General features: G+C 38.3%; 20 protein-coding genes and 1 pseudogene. 18 read left to right on the top strand and 3 right to left on the bottom strand.

The genetic code is table 11. The annotated features are described in order from the left end of the window. Window positions 1–77: 77 nt before the first annotated feature. Window positions 78–875, top strand: coding sequence for a hypothetical protein (locus tag IC621_RS08595; RefSeq protein ID WP_191157769.1), 798 nt, complete (start codon window positions 78–80; stop codon window positions 873–875). Window positions 876–1,015: 140 nt separating this feature from the next. Here IC621_RS08595 and IC621_RS08600 read toward each other — a convergent pair whose 3' ends face one another. Together IC621_RS08600 and IC621_RS08605 are read right to left on the bottom strand one after the other, a co-directional pair. Further along, window positions 1,016–1,897, bottom strand: coding sequence for an aminoglycoside 6-adenylyltransferase (locus IC621_RS08600; RefSeq protein WP_191157772.1), 882 nt, complete (start codon window positions 1,895–1,897; stop codon window positions 1,016–1,018). A gap of 166 nt (window positions 1,898–2,063) precedes the next feature. Continuing rightward, on the bottom strand, window positions 2,064–2,402 hold the full coding sequence (locus IC621_RS08605) for a DUF4158 domain-containing protein (RefSeq protein WP_224752413.1): 339 nt from the start codon (window positions 2,400–2,402) through the stop codon (window positions 2,064–2,066). Between the two features lie 201 nt (window positions 2,403–2,603). Between IC621_RS08605 and map the strand changes: the two genes are divergently transcribed. The 11 genes and pseudogenes from map to IC621_RS08660 all read left to right on the top strand — a co-directional run bounded on the left by map (window position 2,604) and on the right by IC621_RS08660 (window position 13,609). Beyond that, window positions 2,604–3,350 (top strand): type I methionyl aminopeptidase, encoded by a 747-nt coding sequence (gene map / locus IC621_RS08610; protein ID WP_191157776.1) that lies wholly within the window; start codon window positions 2,604–2,606, stop codon window positions 3,348–3,350. Window positions 3,351–3,590: 240 nt separating this feature from the next. Beyond that, a pseudogene (locus tag IC621_RS08615) lies at window positions 3,591–3,913 on the top strand (ArsR/SmtB family transcription factor). 263 nt (window positions 3,914–4,176) lie between these two features. After that, a complete protein-coding gene (locus IC621_RS08620; protein ID WP_191157778.1) occupies window positions 4,177–4,575 on the top strand; it encodes a DoxX family protein in 399 nt (132 codons plus the stop codon). A gap of 788 nt (window positions 4,576–5,363) precedes the next feature. Continuing rightward, complete coding sequence (nagA, locus tag IC621_RS08625; RefSeq protein ID WP_224752414.1) at window positions 5,364–6,566, top strand: N-acetylglucosamine-6-phosphate deacetylase; 1,203 nt, start codon at window positions 5,364–5,366, stop codon at window positions 6,564–6,566. Further along, window positions 6,547–7,296: a glucosamine-6-phosphate deaminase gene (gene nagB, locus IC621_RS08630; protein WP_191157782.1), complete on the top strand. Its 750-nt coding sequence runs from the start codon at window positions 6,547–6,549 to the stop codon at window positions 7,294–7,296. The genes nagA and nagB overlap by 20 nt, the downstream gene beginning before the upstream one ends. A gap of 247 nt (window positions 7,297–7,543) precedes the next feature. Further along, on the top strand, window positions 7,544–8,287 hold the full coding sequence (locus IC621_RS08635) for an SIS domain-containing protein (RefSeq protein WP_191157785.1): 744 nt from the start codon (window positions 7,544–7,546) through the stop codon (window positions 8,285–8,287). A 229-nt stretch (window positions 8,288–8,516) separates the two neighbouring features. Beyond that, a complete protein-coding gene (locus IC621_RS08640) occupies window positions 8,517–8,834 on the top strand; it encodes a DUF3870 domain-containing protein (protein ID WP_191157786.1) in 318 nt (105 codons plus the stop codon). A gap of 574 nt (window positions 8,835–9,408) precedes the next feature. After that, the gene (locus IC621_RS08645; RefSeq protein ID WP_191157788.1) at window positions 9,409–10,572 is read left to right on the top strand and encodes a DUF819 family protein; all 1,164 of its coding nucleotides are present in this window, start codon (window positions 9,409–9,411) and stop codon (window positions 10,570–10,572) included. A 17-nt stretch (window positions 10,573–10,589) separates the two neighbouring features. Then, complete coding sequence (locus IC621_RS08650; protein WP_191157790.1) at window positions 10,590–11,681, top strand: dipeptide epimerase; 1,092 nt, start codon at window positions 10,590–10,592, stop codon at window positions 11,679–11,681. An 18-nt stretch (window positions 11,682–11,699) separates the two neighbouring features. Next, window positions 11,700–12,698: a C40 family peptidase gene (locus IC621_RS08655; RefSeq protein ID WP_191157792.1), complete on the top strand. Its 999-nt coding sequence runs from the start codon at window positions 11,700–11,702 to the stop codon at window positions 12,696–12,698. A 122-nt stretch (window positions 12,699–12,820) separates the two neighbouring features. Then, entirely contained in the window at window positions 12,821–13,609 is a 789-nt protein-coding gene (locus tag IC621_RS08660) for a PhzF family phenazine biosynthesis protein (protein WP_191157794.1), read from the top strand. A gap of 166 nt (window positions 13,610–13,775) precedes the next feature. Here the strand turns inward: IC621_RS08660 and IC621_RS08665 are convergent, their stop codons facing one another. Continuing rightward, the gene (locus IC621_RS08665) at window positions 13,776–14,294 is read right to left on the bottom strand and encodes a hypothetical protein (protein ID WP_191157796.1); all 519 of its coding nucleotides are present in this window, start codon (window positions 14,292–14,294) and stop codon (window positions 13,776–13,778) included. 257 nt (window positions 14,295–14,551) lie between these two features. Here IC621_RS08665 and IC621_RS08670 point away from each other — a divergent pair, with 257 nt between their 5' ends. The 6 genes from IC621_RS08670 (at window position 14,552) to IC621_RS08695 (ending at window position 19,176) form a co-directional block, all read left to right on the top strand. Continuing rightward, a complete protein-coding gene (locus IC621_RS08670) occupies window positions 14,552–15,058 on the top strand; it encodes a DUF4178 domain-containing protein (RefSeq protein WP_191157798.1) in 507 nt (168 codons plus the stop codon). An 11-nt stretch (window positions 15,059–15,069) separates the two neighbouring features. After that, window positions 15,070–15,741: a PspA/IM30 family protein gene (locus IC621_RS08675; protein WP_191157800.1), complete on the top strand. Its 672-nt coding sequence runs from the start codon at window positions 15,070–15,072 to the stop codon at window positions 15,739–15,741. Between the two features lie 75 nt (window positions 15,742–15,816). Beyond that, window positions 15,817–16,425: a DUF4247 domain-containing protein gene (locus IC621_RS08680; protein ID WP_191157802.1), complete on the top strand. Its 609-nt coding sequence runs from the start codon at window positions 15,817–15,819 to the stop codon at window positions 16,423–16,425. A gap of 20 nt (window positions 16,426–16,445) precedes the next feature. Further along, complete coding sequence (locus tag IC621_RS08685) at window positions 16,446–16,841, top strand: DUF350 domain-containing protein (protein WP_191157804.1); 396 nt, start codon at window positions 16,446–16,448, stop codon at window positions 16,839–16,841. A 287-nt stretch (window positions 16,842–17,128) separates the two neighbouring features. After that, entirely contained in the window at window positions 17,129–18,721 is a 1,593-nt protein-coding gene (locus IC621_RS08690; protein ID WP_224752415.1) for a polyamine aminopropyltransferase, read from the top strand. Window positions 18,722–18,849: 128 nt separating this feature from the next. Next, on the top strand, window positions 18,850–19,176 hold the full coding sequence (locus IC621_RS08695; RefSeq protein WP_191157806.1) for a DUF3243 domain-containing protein: 327 nt from the start codon (window positions 18,850–18,852) through the stop codon (window positions 19,174–19,176). Window positions 19,177–19,204: the final 28 nt, after the last annotated feature.

Below are 19,204 nucleotides of genomic sequence, written 5' to 3' on the forward strand. Positions count from 1 at the left end.
TATAAAACAACTTCACAATCTATTATCAAAACTTTCTCCCTATATCTATCGAAAATGTAAGAGAGGAGGGTTCATATATGACTAACCACTATTTAAAGATTTCAAAAATAGCCTTTATTGGCTCAGGTGTCTGTCTGCTTATTTGTATCATTACTTTAATCATTTTTTATCCTAACTTGGGTTCCAGCCAGCAATGGGATCTCGTGCTGCCCTTTGCATTAAGTGTTATTGTATTATTTTTCACAGGTCTTTATCACTTCAATAACTATAAAAAAACTAAAGGAATGGCTGATGAAAAAATTCAAATGAAAGAGAACGAAAAAGAGCGTCAATTTGTGTTGAGGAAAGAGCCCTCTCATTTTTTAAAATTGACTGCCTATAACCCGAATGGAATTCTAATCTATCAAATTACTCCCACTACTCCTTGGATAGTAGATTTGCTCATGCCAAATAATATTCGGACATTTCTTCCTAAAAAGTGGGTAATAGGAAATAACAAAAACGAAGTTATTGGCTACATAAAAAATGGTGCAGGGATTTATTCACCACTTAAGATAGAAGATGAACATCAAAAAGTGATTGGCTTATTTAAAGAAGAAAAATTCAAGTTGACATTGAAAGGAAAAGTATATTCAAATTCTGATGAAGTATTAGCGGAGATCATCACGGATGCCTATCTTTATGATGTGTGCCTTCAAGCTGCTGCAGGAAAAGAGTTGTGCCGATACAGGGAAGGATGGATGCCGGTCGAATGGACAAAATGGTTTAAAGAAGCAAATCAGCATACTCTTATTCTTAATGAAAAAGTGACTTCTCGTGAAAAATTGATATGTCTCGGGTTGATTCATTATTTCATTTATATGAAAGAGGGATAAAGGTTAGCACCCAAATCTCCATGGAAATTACAATCGCGCCCTTTCGGAAGATTCCTTGGACATCCATATGCACAGATTTTCAAGAAAAAGGTTTGCTGAATAGATAAGCACCCTACAAACTTTGCAGGGTGCTCCATTTACTAATAGATTTCTTTTGCATCTGAAGGTAATTTTCTTACATGTTGCAAATATTCAGTCATGTTCTTATCGTCATCAACTGTATAAATATAGGAAAGTGAATCTGCTACATCTCTTGCTAACGTCCGAAACAATTCACAGGTAACAAATACAGAATCCCACATATTTTCATAACTGCCATCGGAATAAGTTTCTTGATACATTTCCCAGTATGATTCGGAAAGGAATTTCTTGAAGTACTTTCCCATTTTCCCAGTTGAGACTTGGAAGTTAGACCTTGTTCCAATCCACCATGAAACCATCTCATGCATGTGATGTCTAATTACACATTCAAACATAAACTTTGCATAGGGTAATTCATCACGCCAAATGCTTTTGGCAACGTTTTGTTGACACCACCAAAAATTATTGCAGCAGCTCATGAACATCGGTTCTGTTGGTCTTTTTACATGGTAGTCAACATCTGTTGAGTCAGGAATGGATGGAAAACAGGTGTCCTTATCTAATAATGGGATGGTCAGTTTGTCACTGACATAGCTATCCATCATACATTCTTTTGTTTGAATATGAAGGTCGATGCGATTCCCATCTGTAAACAGCATTAAATAGCCGTAAGACCGTTCAAAATCCATATCCATCCCAACATTTTTGTTATTTTTATCAGGTTCTTGCAGCATAAGCAAGTCTCCAAAAATATTGATCCAATTCTTATCTTCGATAAAAGAGGCTGTTTCCGTTACGACATAAACGATATCATAGTCCTGGAAAATATCTTTTGGCACATTCGGATTCGTTCTCGAACCGTTCATATATACGGCTCGAATACGTTCATCTTCCTTGGCAGTGTTTATTATTAAGTCCATCATTTCTTGTTCATTTCTCATTAAAAATCCCTCCGCATGTCATAATCATTTTGAATGGAAAGTTGATTCACAATGGAGGGGCTCGTGAATGATGTAAATTTAATCTATTATATGGAGGTTATAATTTATTGTATTTTTTTTTCATTCCAGCCTTCCTTTCTTATAAGAGATATCTCTTATTCATTATTTATACATATGCAAGCCAATTCCTTCTTAAATGCTCAAATTCATGATCGTGATGCAGAACATGTTGGCATAGCCATTCTGCCATTTTCTGAGCATCCTCTATCGTATCCTCGCGGAACCCGAAGAACTCCCGGATCTGTGTTCGGTGGTAGGTGATTAAACGACCGGTCCAATCATACTGAGCATATAATTCCGGCTCAAAGAAGATTTGTTTTGCAATGTACGCGATCACCGCTTTGGGAACTTCGGACTTATGAGTTGGGAACCGGGCTTCATTTTGAAAAAACTTGAGTAGCATGGCAAATCCAATCCTAGTTTCCTCGGTCTTGTTCTCGATCAACCTTCGGTAGGATCGTAAAATGCTCGATTAATTCGTCGAGTTCCCAATTCCGTTTCATGTTATCCCCTCCAAAGTAAAGTTCCTATAACAAAAACAAATTCGGAACTTATTTTATTAATGAGGACTACACTAACGGGCAGGATAATGGAAGATTTCTATTATGTGGTAAAATGAAGTTATCTGGAAAATGGAGGGTCTCTTATGACAATAGGATCTCAAAAAGATATCGATGGTCTGAAGGAAATTGGCAAAATCGTTGCATTGACGATTAGTGAAATGAAAAGTCACGCACGTGTTGGAATTACGACAAAGGAACTGGATGATATTGGTGGAGGATTTTTGAAAAGGCATGGGGCTGTGCCTGCACCTAAAACAACTTATAACTTCCCCGGCAACACTTGTATTAGCATTAACCATGAAATTGCTCATGGAATACCGGGAAATAGAATGATTCAACCGGGCGATTTAATAAACATCGATGTTTCAGCCGAACGGGGAGGCTACTTTGCGGATGCGGGGCACTCTTTTCCGATCCCCCCATACAACCCGTCTTTAACACGCCTCTGCCAATACACGCACAATACTATGATGAAGGTGATCTCTTCACTTAAGCATGGAGTAAAATTGAACGAAATCGGGAGGGTTATTCAAATCGAGGCTGAAAAGGGCGGCTATAATGTTATTAAGAATCTGTGTAGTCACGGTATTGGGAAATCCCTGCACGAGACGCCCAAAGAGATTCTACCCGTTTATAACAAGGATGATAAACGTGTATTGAAAGAGGGCATGGTCATTACAATCGAGCCCTTTTTATCTACAGGTGCTGGATATGTCGTTGAGCAGTCGGATGGGTGGACTTTATGCGTGCCTGACAATAGCTTTGCGGCACAACAGGAGCATACTATAATAATTACAAAGAATCAGCCCATCATCGTGACTGTAGCATAGACCATCAGAAAAGTACCAGCTTTTTGTATCCTGGTTCACTAACGAAGACGTTAGTTTAAGAAACAGGCTGCAATTGGTACATTTATCACTCATAAAAAGAACTCTCCAGACGCGGAGGGTTCTTACATTTTTATCCATGTGTTTGCGGGTGGTGTCAGCTACGCTGGTATTACCCTAATTAGGGAAAAATTATAATTATATTCCTTTAAAGGAATATTCTGTATTAGGTATATTGTAATCATGAAAACAACTTTGAATGCTCTTGTCGAGCCCAATCGGTTACAAATTGTTAAACTCTTGCATGACTGCTCTCTTACTGCAGGGGAAATTGCCGATCGACTCGGGCTTAACCAGATGCATGCTTCCAAACATCTTCGTGTACTTAGTAATGAAGGGCTCGTCCCCAGGTTCATGTAATTGCCAATTGACGGATCTACAAGCTGAGGGCCAAGCCATTCAAAGAACTTGATGCCTGGTTGGAGTCTTACCATCAAATCTGGAATGAGAGAGTCGACCTGTTGGACGATTACCTGCAAGCTTGCAAAAAAGGAATTGAACGATGATGAAAAGCATAGTCATTTAGAGGAGCTATAACAACATGAATAGGAGGAGTGAAATCATGTATGAAAGTTCAGCTGCGGATGCTCTTTAAGTTTGAAGCGGAGCTCAGAAAGGTGGTCAAGAAGTACGGTGCCATTGACGGAGCAAAATCCACCCTTGATCGTCTCGAGGAACGATTGGCTAAGACTTGATGACACAACATATACCAAAGGGAAATGGGCAATAGACATTTAAATATTTCAAAATAAGGGGAAATGGGTATAAAATGAAGAAATTTAAAATTATTTACTGGATTTTTACAGGTCTGTTGGTGGCATTAATGGTTTTGGGTTCTATTCCGGATATTATGTCTGCTCCCGATGCTGTTGCTTTATTTAATCATTTAGGTTATCCAGCCTACCTCCTGCCCTTTCTAGGAATTGCAAAGTTATTAGGTGTTGTCGCGATACTGATTCCTGGTTTTCCTAGAATAAAGGAATGGGCTTATGCCGGTTTTGTATTTGATATTACGGGTGCCATGTATTCAAGCATAGCTGTAGGCGATCCTCCTAGTGGAATGCTGGTTTTCATTATCGCCTATATTTTGATAGCCGGCTCTTATATTTACCATCACAAAATAATAAAATCTAGTTCATTAAGTAGTAAGAATACCTTAACAATATAACTAAAATGGCAGCAGCCTTTATTGAGGAATTGAAATGTAAAAGGAAAATGCAACAAACAGCATGACAATGAATGCTGTTGAATGCGAATTGGTTATTACGCTTACCTTTGATGTGCCACGCGAACTTGTATTCAAGACGTGGACCGAGCCAAAGCATTTCACCCTCCGAGGGGTTCCTATACATGCATCTGAGGAAGAAGGTAAGACATTTAAGGAAGGTTTCGAATCAATGAAGCAAGGTTTAGGCGGACCCTTTGATCAGCTCGACGATTACATGGCTTGACGAATGAATAGTAGCTCCATGTGTATGAAAGATAAAGCACCGATAATCGGTGTTTTTTCTTTTGGCTGAGAGAGGGAAGGGTTTATGATTTCTGCTTCAATTCCTTTTTTTTAATGTTGGCCGTCCCTATATTGTACACCAACGTTTTAGGCTGAAGTTAATTCCTATTTTAAAATCTAGTTGTCTATACCATTATCTTGTAAACTAGTAATCAATTTTGTTAGAATCCTTTTCTAAAACGAGTTTTTTGTTAAGGGAAGTTCTACAAAATAAAAATTGGTATAGACAACTAAGTTCTGTAATGTTACACTAAAAATAAGAATGATAATTCAATAGAGGAAGCTCCTTGAAAGCTTGGGGCTCTACAAGGTGTGCAACACAGAAAGAAGTTATTTCTTTTCTTTTGTAAAAAGAGATCAGTGCTAGTTGTTCGACATTGTTAAATCAATTTTATGCATGAAAAACTTTAATAAAAATTGTTTGCTGAAAAAAGGAGTTTCTTATGATGGAGAACGTTATCATTACCGGACTAAATGTTTATGGTGAACAGCAAACCTATTCTAATGGGTTTATTAAAATAGAAAAGGGTCTAATTAAAGAAATAGGAAGCTTAAACGATATAAATGATATAACCGGATATAAGTTCATTCAGATTCCTTCTTCTTATTTTGCTGTTCCAGGGGCTATTGATATTCATATTCATGGTGTAAATGGTGCAGATACAATGGATGCTTCTAATGATGCATTAAGCACAATGGCTGAAGCATTGCCAAAAGAGGGAACGACAAGTTTTTTGGCTACTACTATGACGCAATCTAAGCATGCAATTGAAAATGCGTTAATAAATGCGGGTGAGTATATAGAGGAAAATCATCAAGCAGGTTTAGCTGAAATTGTAGGAATCCATTTAGAAGGTCCTTTTTTAAACTATAAAAGGGCAGGAGCTCAGCCTTTTGAATATATGCTAAAACCAACTATTGAGCTTTTCAATCAATGGCAGGGCTTAGCACAGGGACATATCAAGCTTGTTACAATTGCCCCGGAAATTGACGGTGGTTTGGAACTGATTGAATATATGAGTGAACAAGGGGTTATTAGCTCTATTGGACATTCAGATGCAACGTATGATGAGATGATCAAAGGGATACAAGCAGGTGCAGCACATGTAACCCATCTTTTTAATGGAATGAGAGGATTGCACCATCGCGATCCTGGAACAGCTGGGGCCGCATTGATACACGAAGAACTGAAAACAGAGATTATAGCAGATGGCATTCATGTTCATCCTAAGACAGTAAAGCTTGCTTATCATCAAAAGGGTCATGAAGGGATGATTATTATAACAGATGCCATGAGAGCAAAATGTCTTCCAAACGGAGAATATGAATTGGGAGGCCAAAAAGTATTTGTCGAAGATGGCAAGGCTGTTTTAGAAAATGGATCCCTTGCAGGCAGTGTTTTGCAAATGAATCAAGCAATAAATAATATGATGGAGTTCACAGGCTGTTCTTTAAGAGACGTCATATGGATGAGCTCTGTCACTCCTGCTAAGCAGCTTGGAATCTTTGACAGAAAAGGAAGTATTGAAGCTGGCAAAGATGCAGATATCGTTATTTTGGATGAAAACCATAACGTATGGATGACTCTATGTAAAGGAGAAATAGCTTATCAAAGGGAGGAAATCACTCATGAACATCTTGCAAACTAAAGGGTATGATGAATTGAGCCAAAAAGCTGCTGAGTTTATTATTTCAAAAGTCCGTCAAAATCCGGAAATAAAGCTTGGTTTAGCGACAGGCGGAACTCCTCAGGGGCTTTATGATAAGCTGATTCACGATCATAAACAAAACTTTACTTCTTATCAGAAAGTGACAACATTTAATTTGGATGAATACGTAGGTTTGGAAAAAGATCATCCTAATAGTTATCATTTTTTTATGAAAAAGACGCTGTTTGATCATATAGATATCGAACCGTCCAATACTTACATTCCAAATGGGGAAGTGGAAGATTTAGACGCGGAATGCTTGCGCTATGAAAAAAATATTGAGGAGCTTGGCGGAATTGACCTGCAGATCCTTGGTATTGGCAGTAATGGACATATCGGTTTCAATGAGCCAGGTACTTCTTTTCAATCGATGACACATATCGTTGAATTAACCCAATCGACAAGAGAAGCAAATGCGAGATTCTTCAATAAACCAGAAGATGTGCCAACACAAGCGATTACCATGGGGATTAAGTCAATAATGAATGCAAAAGAAATTGTACTGCTCGTATCAGGTGAATCAAAAAAAGAAGCCATTAAACAATTATTATCGGAAAAAGTAACAGAACAGTTCCCAGCTTCTATCTTAAATACTCATCCGAATGTTACTGTCATTGTCGATGAAGAAGCATTGCCAAAGCTGGAGCTGAATGCAGAAAAAGGAGCTTAGGATAAAGCTCTTTTTTAGTGATTAATTTGTTTCAAGGCAACCGGGTTTATGATTGATTTATCCCGACAGATCAGAGCAATCCCGTCCAATACTGGGATTAATCCGACCAATTCGATCGATAATCCATCCAATTCGATCAATTATTCGGCCAACCCATGGAAGCGGGCAAATTTGATCGATATTTCGTTGAATCCAGCGATCAACCGGGCCAAATAAACTGCTTTTAAATAATATGGAGGTTTATAGCATGTCTCTTATCCAAAATTATTTTACCGAAATCAAAAAATTATTAGAAACGATTGAAGACAAACAAAACGATGTCTTGCAGAAAGCAGCCGAAAAAATCTCAGAAAGTATAGAAAACGAAGGAATCATTCATTTGTTTGGATGCGGGCATTCTCATATGATTGGTGAGGAATTATTTTATCGTGCTGGAGGACTTGCTCAAGTGAATCCAATTTTGGTAGAGGATTTAATGCTGCACCGCGGAGCTGTAAACTCCTCAACTTTAGAAAGAACAAACGGGATGGCACAAACTTTTATGGTAAACATCGATATCCAAGCAAAGGATGTTCTTATCGTTTCCTCTACCTCGGGAAGAAACCCGGTTCCTATTGATGTAGCACAAATCGCAAAAGAGCATGGTGCTTTTGTCATTGCGATCACTTCACCTAGATATGCTGAAACTCAATCATCTCGGCATAAAAATGGCTTATTTCTGTTTGAGGCGGCAGACCTAGTCATTGATAATTGTATACAATTGGGAGATTTCTTGCTTCAGGAAGAAAAATCAAATCTTGCCTTCGCACCAGGTTCTACGATTGCAGGAATGACAATCGTAAACAGCCTTGTAGCAGGAGCAGTAGACATATTGCTGCAAAAAGGAATAACCCCGCCAATCTTTAAAAGCGGGAATGTTGATGGTGCGGATGATGATAATAGACTGTTAGTAGATAAGTATAAAAAGCGGATTCCTTTATTAGAATTGTGAAGTTAATAGATTTATATGAAAAAAATAGTCGCTAGCGTAAAACAGAATGATAAGAGGAGCTGTAAAAGGGTTAGAATAAATGAAAAATTTTGAAAATTAGGACTAAAGTTCCGTTTTCAAACAATAGGGGGATAGTCTATAATCGTACTAAGGATCCAATCACAATGCGGCGAATATTTATGATATCCTCATAAATACCTCGTGCATTATCTGACTTTAGGAGGTCCCTGTGTTTCATCGTGATACTGTATATGTTATAGGAGATTCTAAAACATCATCTAGCAATCCCATTATGCATAAATATAATGCGTTTTTTGTTGGCTTGGTGATTGATCTACATACACATGAGATAGTTGATGCTGAGTGCTCCTCAATCGTTGAGTTAACGACAAGATTTGTACGTTCGTTATTGATTGGAAAGTCAATCTTAGAGATTGAGAAATTAACGGAAGAAATTGAACGGCGCTATTTCGGATCATCGCAAAGAGCTCTTATTGTTGCATTGAAAAATGCGAGTATTAAATACGAAAAAATTAAAGGAAGCTAGCTGCTTCACCTGTTTTGCGCAGATGAAATCCAGCTATTAGAGATCAAGTTGTCTCTAATAGCTGGATTTTTTAATTTATGAAATCAGCGAGTTTAAGTTAATTAAAGTATTTACGTGTTAAAGTTGGCTATCGATGTCCAGCGCAGGCGGACAGGACGTCCTAGTGCCGGCAGGCATAAGGCCGTGACGCCTTTGCCGGCAAGGCGACATCAGCTCAAGAATCCGCCCGAGAAGGTTAAAGAACAACCTTCCAGCCTTCTCGCCCGAATGCTTGTCACCGAAGGACTAGCGCCCCCTGAGCTTTTCGTTCAAAGACAATATGTTCATCTTATAAAAATTGAAATACTGAGAAAAACCGAGAAAACAAGAAAGAAACCTTACTTTAATGAGGGAGTATAAGTTTTTGTACCAAGTTTTCGTGTCCAGCTCCAACGCCTAGCCCGCCTGAGGTCATAAGCCACAAATGAATTGAAGGTAAAGAACACCTTCATTTCATTTGCGTCTTATGCTTGCCCTGGCTGACCAAGGCGCTTGCGCTTTTCTTATTAGACCTACAAAAAAAGGGGGAAATAGAATGATCCAAGATGGTGTTATGTATGTTTCATTTTTGATCGCAATTACGGCCGTCATAGCTTTAGCAGAGAAAAGAATTGGCGGGAAGTTTTTTAAGTATGTGCCAGGAATTGTGTTGATTTACATTACCTGTGCATTGCTTAAAACGTTTGGCGTCTTTTCAGCAAGTGAATCTGTAGAAAGTGCCTATAGTACAGTTAGAGGATTGTTACTGCCAGCTTTATTAATGCTTATGCTTTTGCAGTGTGACTTGAGAAAAATAATGCGTTTAGGACCTAAAATGCTGTTAACCTTTTTCGCAGCATCATTAAGTATCATAGGTGGATTCACGATTACTTATGTTCTCCTGCAAGGGTTTTATGCAGAAGGGACATGGAAGGCTTTTGCTGCTTTAAGCGCCAGCTGGACGGGCGGCTCAGCAAATATGGTAATTTTACAGGGAATACTGGACGTCCCTGAAAATATTTTTGGATATGCATTAATTATGGATACCGTGAACTATTCATTTTGGGTGATGCTATTGTTTTGGCTTGTTCCTTTTGCAGGGGTTTTTAATAAATGGACTAAAACGGATACCTCATATATTGATCAGGTAACAGCTGAACTGGCTGCAACTTCAGAAGAAGAAAAAGAACCAATGGGTTTTGTAGAATTGCTTGGGTTTTTAGCGTTAGGTCTTTTTGTATCGGCTGTTGCTATTAAAATTGGCGGAATGCTGCCTGAGCTTGGGGCTGCCGTTAATGCAACGACATGGACGATTATCATTGCCTCTATCGTTGGATTACTTCTCGCGATGACAAGAGTCTCGACCATATCCGGATCGATGGAAATATCGAAAGTAATGCTGTATGTTGTGATTGCATTAATTGCTTCTCATGCTGATTTTTCGCAAATGTTTCAGGCACCGATTTATATCATTTCAGGCTTTATGATCCTGTTTTTCCATGGATTAATCATGGTAATTTTAGCGAAAGTCTTTAAGCTTGATCTTTTCACGATGGGGGTAGCTTCTCTTGCGAATGTAGGTGGGGTTGCGTCAGCTCCAATTCTTGCAGGGGCATTTAATCGGGCGTTGATTCCAATAGGGATTTTAATGGCAGTCTTAGGAAGCTTGCTTGGAACGTATTATGGAATCTTAACTTCGTACATTTTAGGGGCATTATAAGAAAGGAATGACATCTTTTGAGGATTCAATCTTGTGAAATAAAAACAATCACCATACCATTGGTTAAACCATTCAAAACCGCCTTACGAACTGTGACCGAAATTGAAAACACATTTGTTTATTTAAAAGTAGAGAATGGTGTAACTGGGATTGGATCTGCAGCACCGACTTTAGCTATAACCGGAGATTCGAAAGAAAGTATCGAAGGTGTTTTAAAGCACCTTCTTATACCTGAAGTCACAGGAAAAGATTTAAGAAATCTTAATGATCTTTCTGTCAATATCCAAAATAGTTGTATAGGAAATACAAGTGCCAAGGCGGCAATGGAAATAGCCCTATACGATGCATTTTGTAAATCAATCAATGTACCTCTTTATCAATTTCTAGGAGGGAAATTCAGGGAGCTTAAAAACGATAAAACGGTTAGTGTTGGTTCAATTGCAGAGATGACGAATGAAGCCAAACAAATTGTCCAAGAAGGAATTTCAACAATAAAGGTAAAGGTTGGGAAGGATTGGACAACTGATGGGAAAAGTGTACTAGCGATTAGAGAAGCTGTCGGAAATAAGGTGACCATTAGGCTTGATGCAAACCAGGGTTGGACTGTGAAACAAGCCATCCACATTATTACCGATCTTGAAAAAGCAGAAGCTAATATTGAGCTGGTTGAACAGCCTATAAAAGCAGCAGACATTTATGGGCTTAAACAAATTAAAGATCATGTCACAACTCCGATCATGGCAGATGAAAGTCTGTTTTCTCCAAGCGATGCCTTGAGATTACTTAACGAAAACGCTGTCGATTATTTAAATATTAAACTGATGAAAACGGGTGGGATTCGAACAGCACTTCAAATTGCTGATATTGCAGAAGCAGCCGGGATTGAATGTATGATTGGCAGCATGATGGAATCTGCAGTAAGTGTAACAGCAGCTATTCATTTGGCAATGGCACACCCAAATATTACAAAGGTTGATATGGATGCTCCTTTATGGCTTCAAGAAGAAATAGAAGGAATTCAATTTAAAGGGGAATCCATTATTTTGGGAGATTTACCAGGCCTGGGTATTCATACAAGACATTTTAATTCGTCTTGCCTGAAAAAATAAATGAAAGGGGATAAACCTATGAAGAAATTGATTGTCTTTTTAGCGGTAATCATTTTTTTAGGAAGTAATTTTCCGGTGGATGGTGTGAAAGCAGTTGAAAGCAAGACAGCTTACATTGATGTAGCAGCGGCGACTTTATGGACAGAACCAAATCTTGCAAGAGAAATTGACATGCCTTCAACGGTAAACCCGGTGGACTTATGGACTTGGACGAAGAGTATGAGTTATGAGGAAAAACTTTGGTTGGTAGGAAATTTAGAAACACAAGCATTACTAGGATCAAAGGTAACAATTTTAGAAGAAAAGGGTGACTGGGTAAAAGTAGCTGCACATGGCCAGCCAACCCCACGAAATGAATTAGGGTATCCTGGATGGATGCCAAAAGAGCAGCTGACGAAGGGAAAAGCTTATTCAAAATATGATAACAAGCGGTTTGCGTTAGTTATATCTCCAACTGCATGGCTGTACAAGGATAAGAAGCTGAAAAGAGAATATATGGAAGTGAGTTTTAACACAAGGCTGCCCGTTAAAAAGGAAATGAGAGACCAAGTTTTAGTTGCCACACCGAGTGATGGGATGAAGTGGATTTCAAAAAATGAAATAGAAATTTATAAGAGTGAAGATGATATACCAAAACCAACTGGTAAAGATGTTTTTGAAACAGGTAAACAATTTTTAGGCTTGCCTTATCTTTGGGCAGGGATGTCAGGGTTTGGATTTGATTGTTCCGGATTTACCCATACGATTTACAAGGCAAACGGCATCACCATTCCGCGTGATTCATCTGTCCAAGCTGCATTTGGGACACCTGTTGCAAAAGAAGATTTACAAGTAGGTGACTTATTATTCTTTGCTTACGACCAAGGAAAAGGAAGAGTACACCATGTCGGTATGTATGTCGGGGATGGCAAGATGATTCACTCTCCGAACACCTCGACTCACGTACGAATAGATAAAGTTGAAACATCAGGTTATGGGGAAGAGTATGCAGGAGCGAGACGGTATATCGAAGACTAAAAGAAAGCAGCAGCTCAGGTTTTTACTTGAAGCTGCTTTTTTTATGATAGACTTAATTTGGGTACTTGTTAATATGTAGAAAAAGAATAGAAAACGATTTGGGAAAAAGGAGAGGTTCTAGTATGAAATTATATCAAATTGACGCCTTTACGAATCAGCCATTCTCCGGAAATCCAGCAGGTGTATGTATTTTTGACGAACCAAAACCATCCAAATGGATGCAGCAGATTGCCATGGAACTGAATCTCTCGGAGACTGCTTTTCTAATGCATGAGAAAGAAGGCTATTCACTTAGATGGTTTACGCCAGTTTCTGAGGTCGATTTATGCGGTCATGCTACTTTAGCGAGTGCGCATGTTTTATGGGAAACTGGTATTTTAAAAGAATCTGAACTGGCAGTCTTTTTTACTAAAAGCGGAAAATTAACAGCTAATAAGGTTGATAAATGGATTCATATGAACTTTCCGAGTGAACCAGAAGAAAAGTGTGATGTACAAGAGGAATTGATAAAAGCTTTAGGAGTTTCCCCCTTGTATGTTGGAAGAAACCGGCTGGATTACTTGGTAGAGATACAATCAGAAGACGAATTGAAAAATTTGAACCCAAATTGGGGGATCTATGAAGAAACAGGTGCACGAGGAATCATTGTTACTTGCCAGTCAACAGATCCCTCCTATGATTTTATCTCGCGTGCTTTTTATCCAGAAGTAGGAGTCATTGAGGACCCCGTTACTGGTTCTGCACACTGCTGTTTAGCTCCTTATTGGGGCAGGAAATTAAATCGAAAACAACTTACAGGTTATCAAGCTTCAAAGCGTGGCGGTGTAGTGAAAATGGACTGGCAGGGTGACAGGGTTATTCTCTCAGGACAGGCAGTAACAGTAATGGAAATGAATTTATTAAGGGTATAGGGGACCAGTCATTACTAGAGGTGAGATGTCAGAATAGGTGCAATCGTCGAGACATCGATTGCCTTATTTCAGAATGATCAAAGCGATAAAAGTTAAAAAGAAATCGGTTCTTTCGCCGATTTCATCAAGTCCCACCTCTCACCTCTAGTAAGCTGTGGGTGTTTTCCTATTCATACCAAACAATCTCACCTGTACATTCCTCATAATCAATTTCTACACGGAAATGATGTTTTGAATAAAAGTGCTCGAGGCGATCGACATGATCCCAATCTCGCTTTGCAATGTCTCCTGTAATAAATGGGATATTTTGCTCGCGCGCTTTCTCTTTCAGAAACTCCATACAAATTGAACCGTACCCTTTATTAGCTGGGCCTTTTATATCTCCAATATGAAGAGTTTCATCATCTTTATAAATGGCATGAATGGAAAAATCCCATGTTCCTTGAAACGAAGAATCACATTCATTCAGCATAATTTTGCATTGATTTCCATCATCTTGAGCATAGATGATGACCCATTTGTCTTCTTTAGATTGATCAATCCCCATTACTTCCCAATGTTTGGAGATTTTCTTCATATTTTCCTGCATACGAAAAAGCTGAAACTCAAGATCTTCTATCTCTTCTTTAAGTTCTTCTTTATTTTTATTATCGAGTGATTCTCGGTTAGATACAGTGAGTAACATAATTGGCGCCTTCCTTCTGTTTTGGAGTAAACCCCTCTACTTAGGGGAAGCTAGTCTTGTGAAATAACACACACAGTTTTCCATTTTACTAGAAAAGAAAAAAACTTCAATTGGTAAATTGGAAAAAAGCATATAAGTTCAAAGGCAATTTAATCCAATAGTATGATATGATTTAAATGGAAAAAAATTTTGAAACCTTTTGGAAATATGACCGTAGTACTAATTGGAACAAAGGATAGAAAGCCTGAGGTGGAACAATGAGCTTTTTAAGTAAATTATTTGGGAAAAAAGATACGCCTAAACCAGTAGTTGAACGTAATATGTTTAATTTGCAAATGGAAGACATTGTGACCTATGATTTAGAAGATTACACAGTTGTCAGCAAGTTAAGCTATGATGACCATGGCTTTAAATGGCATGCTTATCAGCTGGAGGGAATGTCTCGAACAATCTGGCTAAGTGTAGAAATGGATGACGAGCTTAATCTTGGTATTTATGAAAAAGTAAAAATGAAATTGACTTTGCCTATCCCGAAAAAAATTGAACATGATGGAACATACTATTATTTGGATGAATCTGGTTCAGCAAAGGTATATGGGGTAGGGAGAGGTCAGAATGTAAATGGAATAACGTGTGAATACTTTGACTTTTGTGATGAAGAGGAAGAAAGATTTCTTTCTGTAGAAAAGTGGGGTAGCGAAATCGAAGTGAGTTCGGGATATGAAATTGAAGAATATGAATTGAAAATAATTGCAAGTAATTAGGAGGAAAAACGATGTTCAAATTTTTCAAGCGAGTAAAGACTGTGGTAGATTCTGAATTGAATGCTATGCTGGATAAAGCAGAAGATCCTGTAAAAATGCTTGACCAATTTATGAGAGAAATGGAATCGGACATTCGGGATGCCGAATCAGCTGTTGCCAAACAAATTGCTAATAAAAAAATGCTTCATCGTAAATTTGAAGAAGCGCAAAAAATGGCAGAAAAGCGTGAAGAGCAAGCGATGAAAGCAGTTGAAGCAGGCAATGATGATCTTGCTAAACGCGCTTTGGAAGATAAAAAAATTCATAGTTCATCAGCAGAAACTTTAAAAGGGTCTTATGACCGGGCAAAATTAGATTCTGAATCACTTCGTAAGAAATTAGACGAAATGAAAGCAGAATATCATGAAATGAAGTTGAAAAAGGATGCTTTAAAGGCACGTGCCGAATCAGCAAAAACAAGAACGAAAATGAATCGTACCATGTCAGGCATCGGAAGTGATGAATCAAGACGCGGATTTGAGAGAATGGAAGAAAAAGTGCTTCAATTTGAAGCAGAAGCTGAAACAAGCGAAGATATGAGATCTTCAAACAGAAGCCTTGATGATGAACTGGCTGCTTTAGATAAAAGCAATGATGTAGATGATGAATTAGCTGCCCTAAAAAGAAAAATGGGTAAAGAATAAGCAAAATGAAGTGAAGGGTGCGCCTTACTAAAATAAGTGGGGCGCATTAGATTGTTAAAGAAAGTAGGTGATTCTATGAAAAAACCACTTTTTTTTGTTCTGTTATCATTTATTCTTATCTTAGCTGCTTGTGGAAACGGAGTACCAAATTCACAGGGCGGGTCTCTTTTTAGAGATGGCATTGCCGAATTTATTAACAATAATTATACCTTTCAAGACACTGTAACAAGTCAAGAAAACTCAGAAGACTTTTCCGAAATTTATTCGGCAGAAAATAAAACGATCGACGAAGTGGCAAGAGAGCTGCAGGAATATGAAACACCTGAGGAAATAAGTGATAAAAATGAAGATAAACAAGTTCTTATTTATGATGAAGCCTTTGTCACTTTAACTAAGGATGAAAATAACGATGAAAATACATTGGTAGAAATCGCTACATATGGCTTTGTTCGTGATAATTACCATCCCAGCTTTTTTAATGGTCTTCTTACATTCTATATCTTAGACCGGCTTTTGGGTAACAATTGGGCGAATAATCAAAGAAATAAATGTAAAAACAATCCTGGGGCTTGCTATGGAGGATACGGTACTTCAGGGGGAACTTTTAAAGGATCAGGCAAAACGCCTTCCGTTAGAGGAGGATCCTCATCTGTTCGCGGCGGCGGACCTGGTACTGGAAAATAATCTGGAAGGGAAGTAAAAAAATGGAGCCTTTTATCTTAACAATCGTCTATTTTTTCATAGCGATTGCTGTTGTAGTAATTGGATTAACGGTTTTTGAATTTATGACTAAAAAATATAAAGACTGGGATGAGGTATTAAACGGAAATCATGCCGTATCGCTTTCAATCGGCGGCAAGATTGTTGGAATTTGTATCATTTTATCTTTTTCTGTTTATCATAGCTCACATATAATGGATACTTTAATTTGGGGAGCATTTGGGGTTTTATTACAGATGATTGCCTATTTATTATTTGAGCTCTTTACAAGAAAGTTTTCAGTGGAGGAGCAGCTTCATAAAGGAAATATTTCTGTCGGGATTATCAGCTTTTGTGTTTCAGTCGGATTAGCATTTGTTATTGGTGCTTCCATTACTTAATGAAAGGCTTGTTTTCTAAAATATTTGTTGCTTCTGAAGGATAAATTGAAACTACCTGTGGGGACACTGATGGTTAGTCCTTATACGGGATGACCGCAAGGGCCCTTGAACCAATTGGACCTTTACGGGCAGTTTATCCACCTAAATTATCGTTTCCTCAGAAGCATGGAGGAGGATTTACTGCCCGATAAGAAAGGATAGTTAAGAGCAATCAGTGGGTCTCCAGTTGCATCTTAGTCTGACATCCCATTTCTCACCTCAAGAATGTACAGGGAGCAACAAACTTTATGAAAACAGCCATGATTAATAACAAGGGAGACAGTTGTGTGGGTGAACAAACGATAAAACAAAGCAAAGCAATATACTGGGCTTCGGGAATAGTTTCTGTATGCGGGATTATTTTTGAAGTATTGTTTGGTGCGGCTGGGTCCTATTTACTTGGTGATGGTGTAAAGCAATACACCCTCACCATTTCTCTTTTTCTAACAGGAATGGGGATCGGAGCGACCATTAGTGAAAGGGTGACCAAGAATTTAATTCTTTCCTTTGTATGGATTGAATATTTGATCGGAATCATTGCAGGTTCATCTACCTTTTTATTATTTGGCATCTCTGCTTTTTTAAGTGAAGGGACAGATGCCTTTTTTCTTTATGCTATTACATTAGTTGTCGGAGCATTAACAGGTGTGGAACTGCCTATTTTAATCCGTAAGGCTAATGATATTGGCGTCACTTTGAAAAAAAGCACGGCACGCGTTCTTTTTTCTGATTATGCGGGAGGATTGATCGGCGGGCTCCTTTTTGTTTACTTGCTAAGACCGGAATTTGGGTTAGTAAAAACCGCTTTCCTGGTAGCGGTTATTAATGTGGTCATAGCATTATGGATTTTACTTTATTTTAAAAAGGAGCTTCAAACCTTTAAACGCCATTTTACAGCAGGGATTGCCATATTAGTATTTCTTATCGCAGGTGTATTTTTCGGAGAAGAAATGGCCTTTTCATTTGAGCAAAAGCTATATAGAGATCCCATTATTTATTCTGAGACAACTGATTACCAGCAGATCATTTTGACAAAAGAACAGGGCGACCTTCGGCTTTTTCTTGATGGCCAGCTGCAATTTAGCTCTAGTGATGAATACCGTTATCATGAAACCCTTGTACATCCAGCGATGGCTACAGCGGAAAAAAGGGAAAACATTCTCGTTCTTGGCGGTGGAGATGGTTTGGCATTAAGGGAGTTGCGAAAATATGAAGAAGTTAAGGCTATTACATTAGTTGATTTAGATCCGAAAGTAGTTGCACTTGGAAAAACAAATCGAGACCTTGTTCAGTTGAACGAAAAGTCTTTTGAGGATGAGCGGGTGAAGGTCCTGCATGAGGATGCTTTTAAATTTGCAGAACATCATTCTGACCAATTTTATGATGTCATTTTAGTAGATCTGCCAGATCCAAACAATGAGTCGCTGAATAAACTGTACACGCTTGAATTTTATCAGCTGCTAAGAAATAGGCTTGCACCAGGAGGATCACTAATGATCCAAGGCACAAGTCCTACTTTTGCAACAGAAGTATATTGGACAATCAATCAGACTATCAAAGAGGCTGGTCTTTATACAGAAAATCTGCACGTAGATGTGCCAAGCTTTGGCGATTGGGGATTTGTCCTTGCGAAAAGAGAACCAGTTAAATTGGATCAAGCAGACATTTTTGTTGAGACAAAATTTTTGACAAATGAAGTAGTAGCCGGATTAACTACTTTTGGAAAAGATATTGATAACGAAATAGTCAATGATGATGGTCAGCCTGTTTCAATCGAAACCAATACTTTGATGAAACCAACAATTATTGAAAAGTATGAGAAGGCTTGGAGAAGCTATTAATGAGACCTGGCTCTGTGCTTTTCATATTCATTCTCTCCTTCAGATAAAATGGTTTCTTTAGAGAAAGGTTTAATATTTTGCCTAAGTGGAATAGTGTAAACATGATAAAATAAAGGAGAGATTTTCACATGAGAAATTCCTTTAATGAGAATCATTCCGAAAATGTCGAGAAAGTAGAGCAAACATTAAACCATTTGAGTGAAGACAAAAAACAAGATATTCTCTCCAATTTTGAAAGCTTTAAAGACTATCTTGGTGATAAAGTGATCAAAGGGAAAAAGCTAGGACTGACAGAGGAGCAGCTGGCTAAATCAGCTGAAATGGTTGCCGGCTACTTAGCTAGGTATGAAGAACCGAAAAACCGAGAAGAGAAGCTTTTACAAGAATTGTGGAAGGCTGGAGATGTAAAGGAACGTGGAATGCTGGCTCACATGCTTGTAAAACTGGTTAACTAAATGGACAAGGAAAGATGGCTTGAGGGCA

The organism is Metabacillus arenae, assembly GCF_014773385.1.
GTDB lineage: Bacteria > Bacillota > Bacilli > Bacillales > Bacillaceae > Metabacillus_D > Metabacillus_D arenae.

Coding starts and splice junctions, on each gene's coding strand:
- IC621_RS08675 (WP_191157800.1), top strand. CDS start 15,070: ATGTTCAAATTTTTCAAGCGAGTAAAGACTGTGGTAGATTCTGAATTG.
- IC621_RS08695 (WP_191157806.1), top strand. CDS start 18,850: ATGAGAAATTCCTTTAATGAGAATCATTCCGAAAATGTCGAGAAAGTA.
- IC621_RS08620 (WP_191157778.1), top strand. CDS start 4,177: ATGAAGAAATTTAAAATTATTTACTGGATTTTTACAGGTCTGTTGGTG.
- IC621_RS08600 (WP_191157772.1), bottom strand. CDS start 1,897: ATGAGAAATGAACAAGAAATGATGGACTTAATAATAAACACTGCCAAG.
- IC621_RS08655 (WP_191157792.1), top strand. CDS start 11,700: ATGAAGAAATTGATTGTCTTTTTAGCGGTAATCATTTTTTTAGGAAGT.
- IC621_RS08635 (WP_191157785.1), top strand. CDS start 7,544: ATGTCTCTTATCCAAAATTATTTTACCGAAATCAAAAAATTATTAGAA.
- nagA (WP_224752414.1), top strand. CDS start 5,364: ATGGAGAACGTTATCATTACCGGACTAAATGTTTATGGTGAACAGCAA.
- nagB (WP_191157782.1), top strand. CDS start 6,547: ATGAACATCTTGCAAACTAAAGGGTATGATGAATTGAGCCAAAAAGCT.
- IC621_RS08680 (WP_191157802.1), top strand. CDS start 15,817: ATGAAAAAACCACTTTTTTTTGTTCTGTTATCATTTATTCTTATCTTA.
- IC621_RS08690 (WP_224752415.1), top strand. CDS start 17,129: ATGAAAACAGCCATGATTAATAACAAGGGAGACAGTTGTGTGGGTGAA.
- map (WP_191157776.1), top strand. CDS start 2,604: ATGACAATAGGATCTCAAAAAGATATCGATGGTCTGAAGGAAATTGGC.
- IC621_RS08665 (WP_191157796.1), bottom strand. CDS start 14,294: ATGTTACTCACTGTATCTAACCGAGAATCACTCGATAATAAAAATAAA.
- IC621_RS08685 (WP_191157804.1), top strand. CDS start 16,446: ATGGAGCCTTTTATCTTAACAATCGTCTATTTTTTCATAGCGATTGCT.
- IC621_RS08670 (WP_191157798.1), top strand. CDS start 14,552: ATGAGCTTTTTAAGTAAATTATTTGGGAAAAAAGATACGCCTAAACCA.
- IC621_RS08645 (WP_191157788.1), top strand. CDS start 9,409: ATGATCCAAGATGGTGTTATGTATGTTTCATTTTTGATCGCAATTACG.
- IC621_RS08660 (WP_191157794.1), top strand. CDS start 12,821: ATGAAATTATATCAAATTGACGCCTTTACGAATCAGCCATTCTCCGGA.
- IC621_RS08595 (WP_191157769.1), top strand. CDS start 78: ATGACTAACCACTATTTAAAGATTTCAAAAATAGCCTTTATTGGCTCA.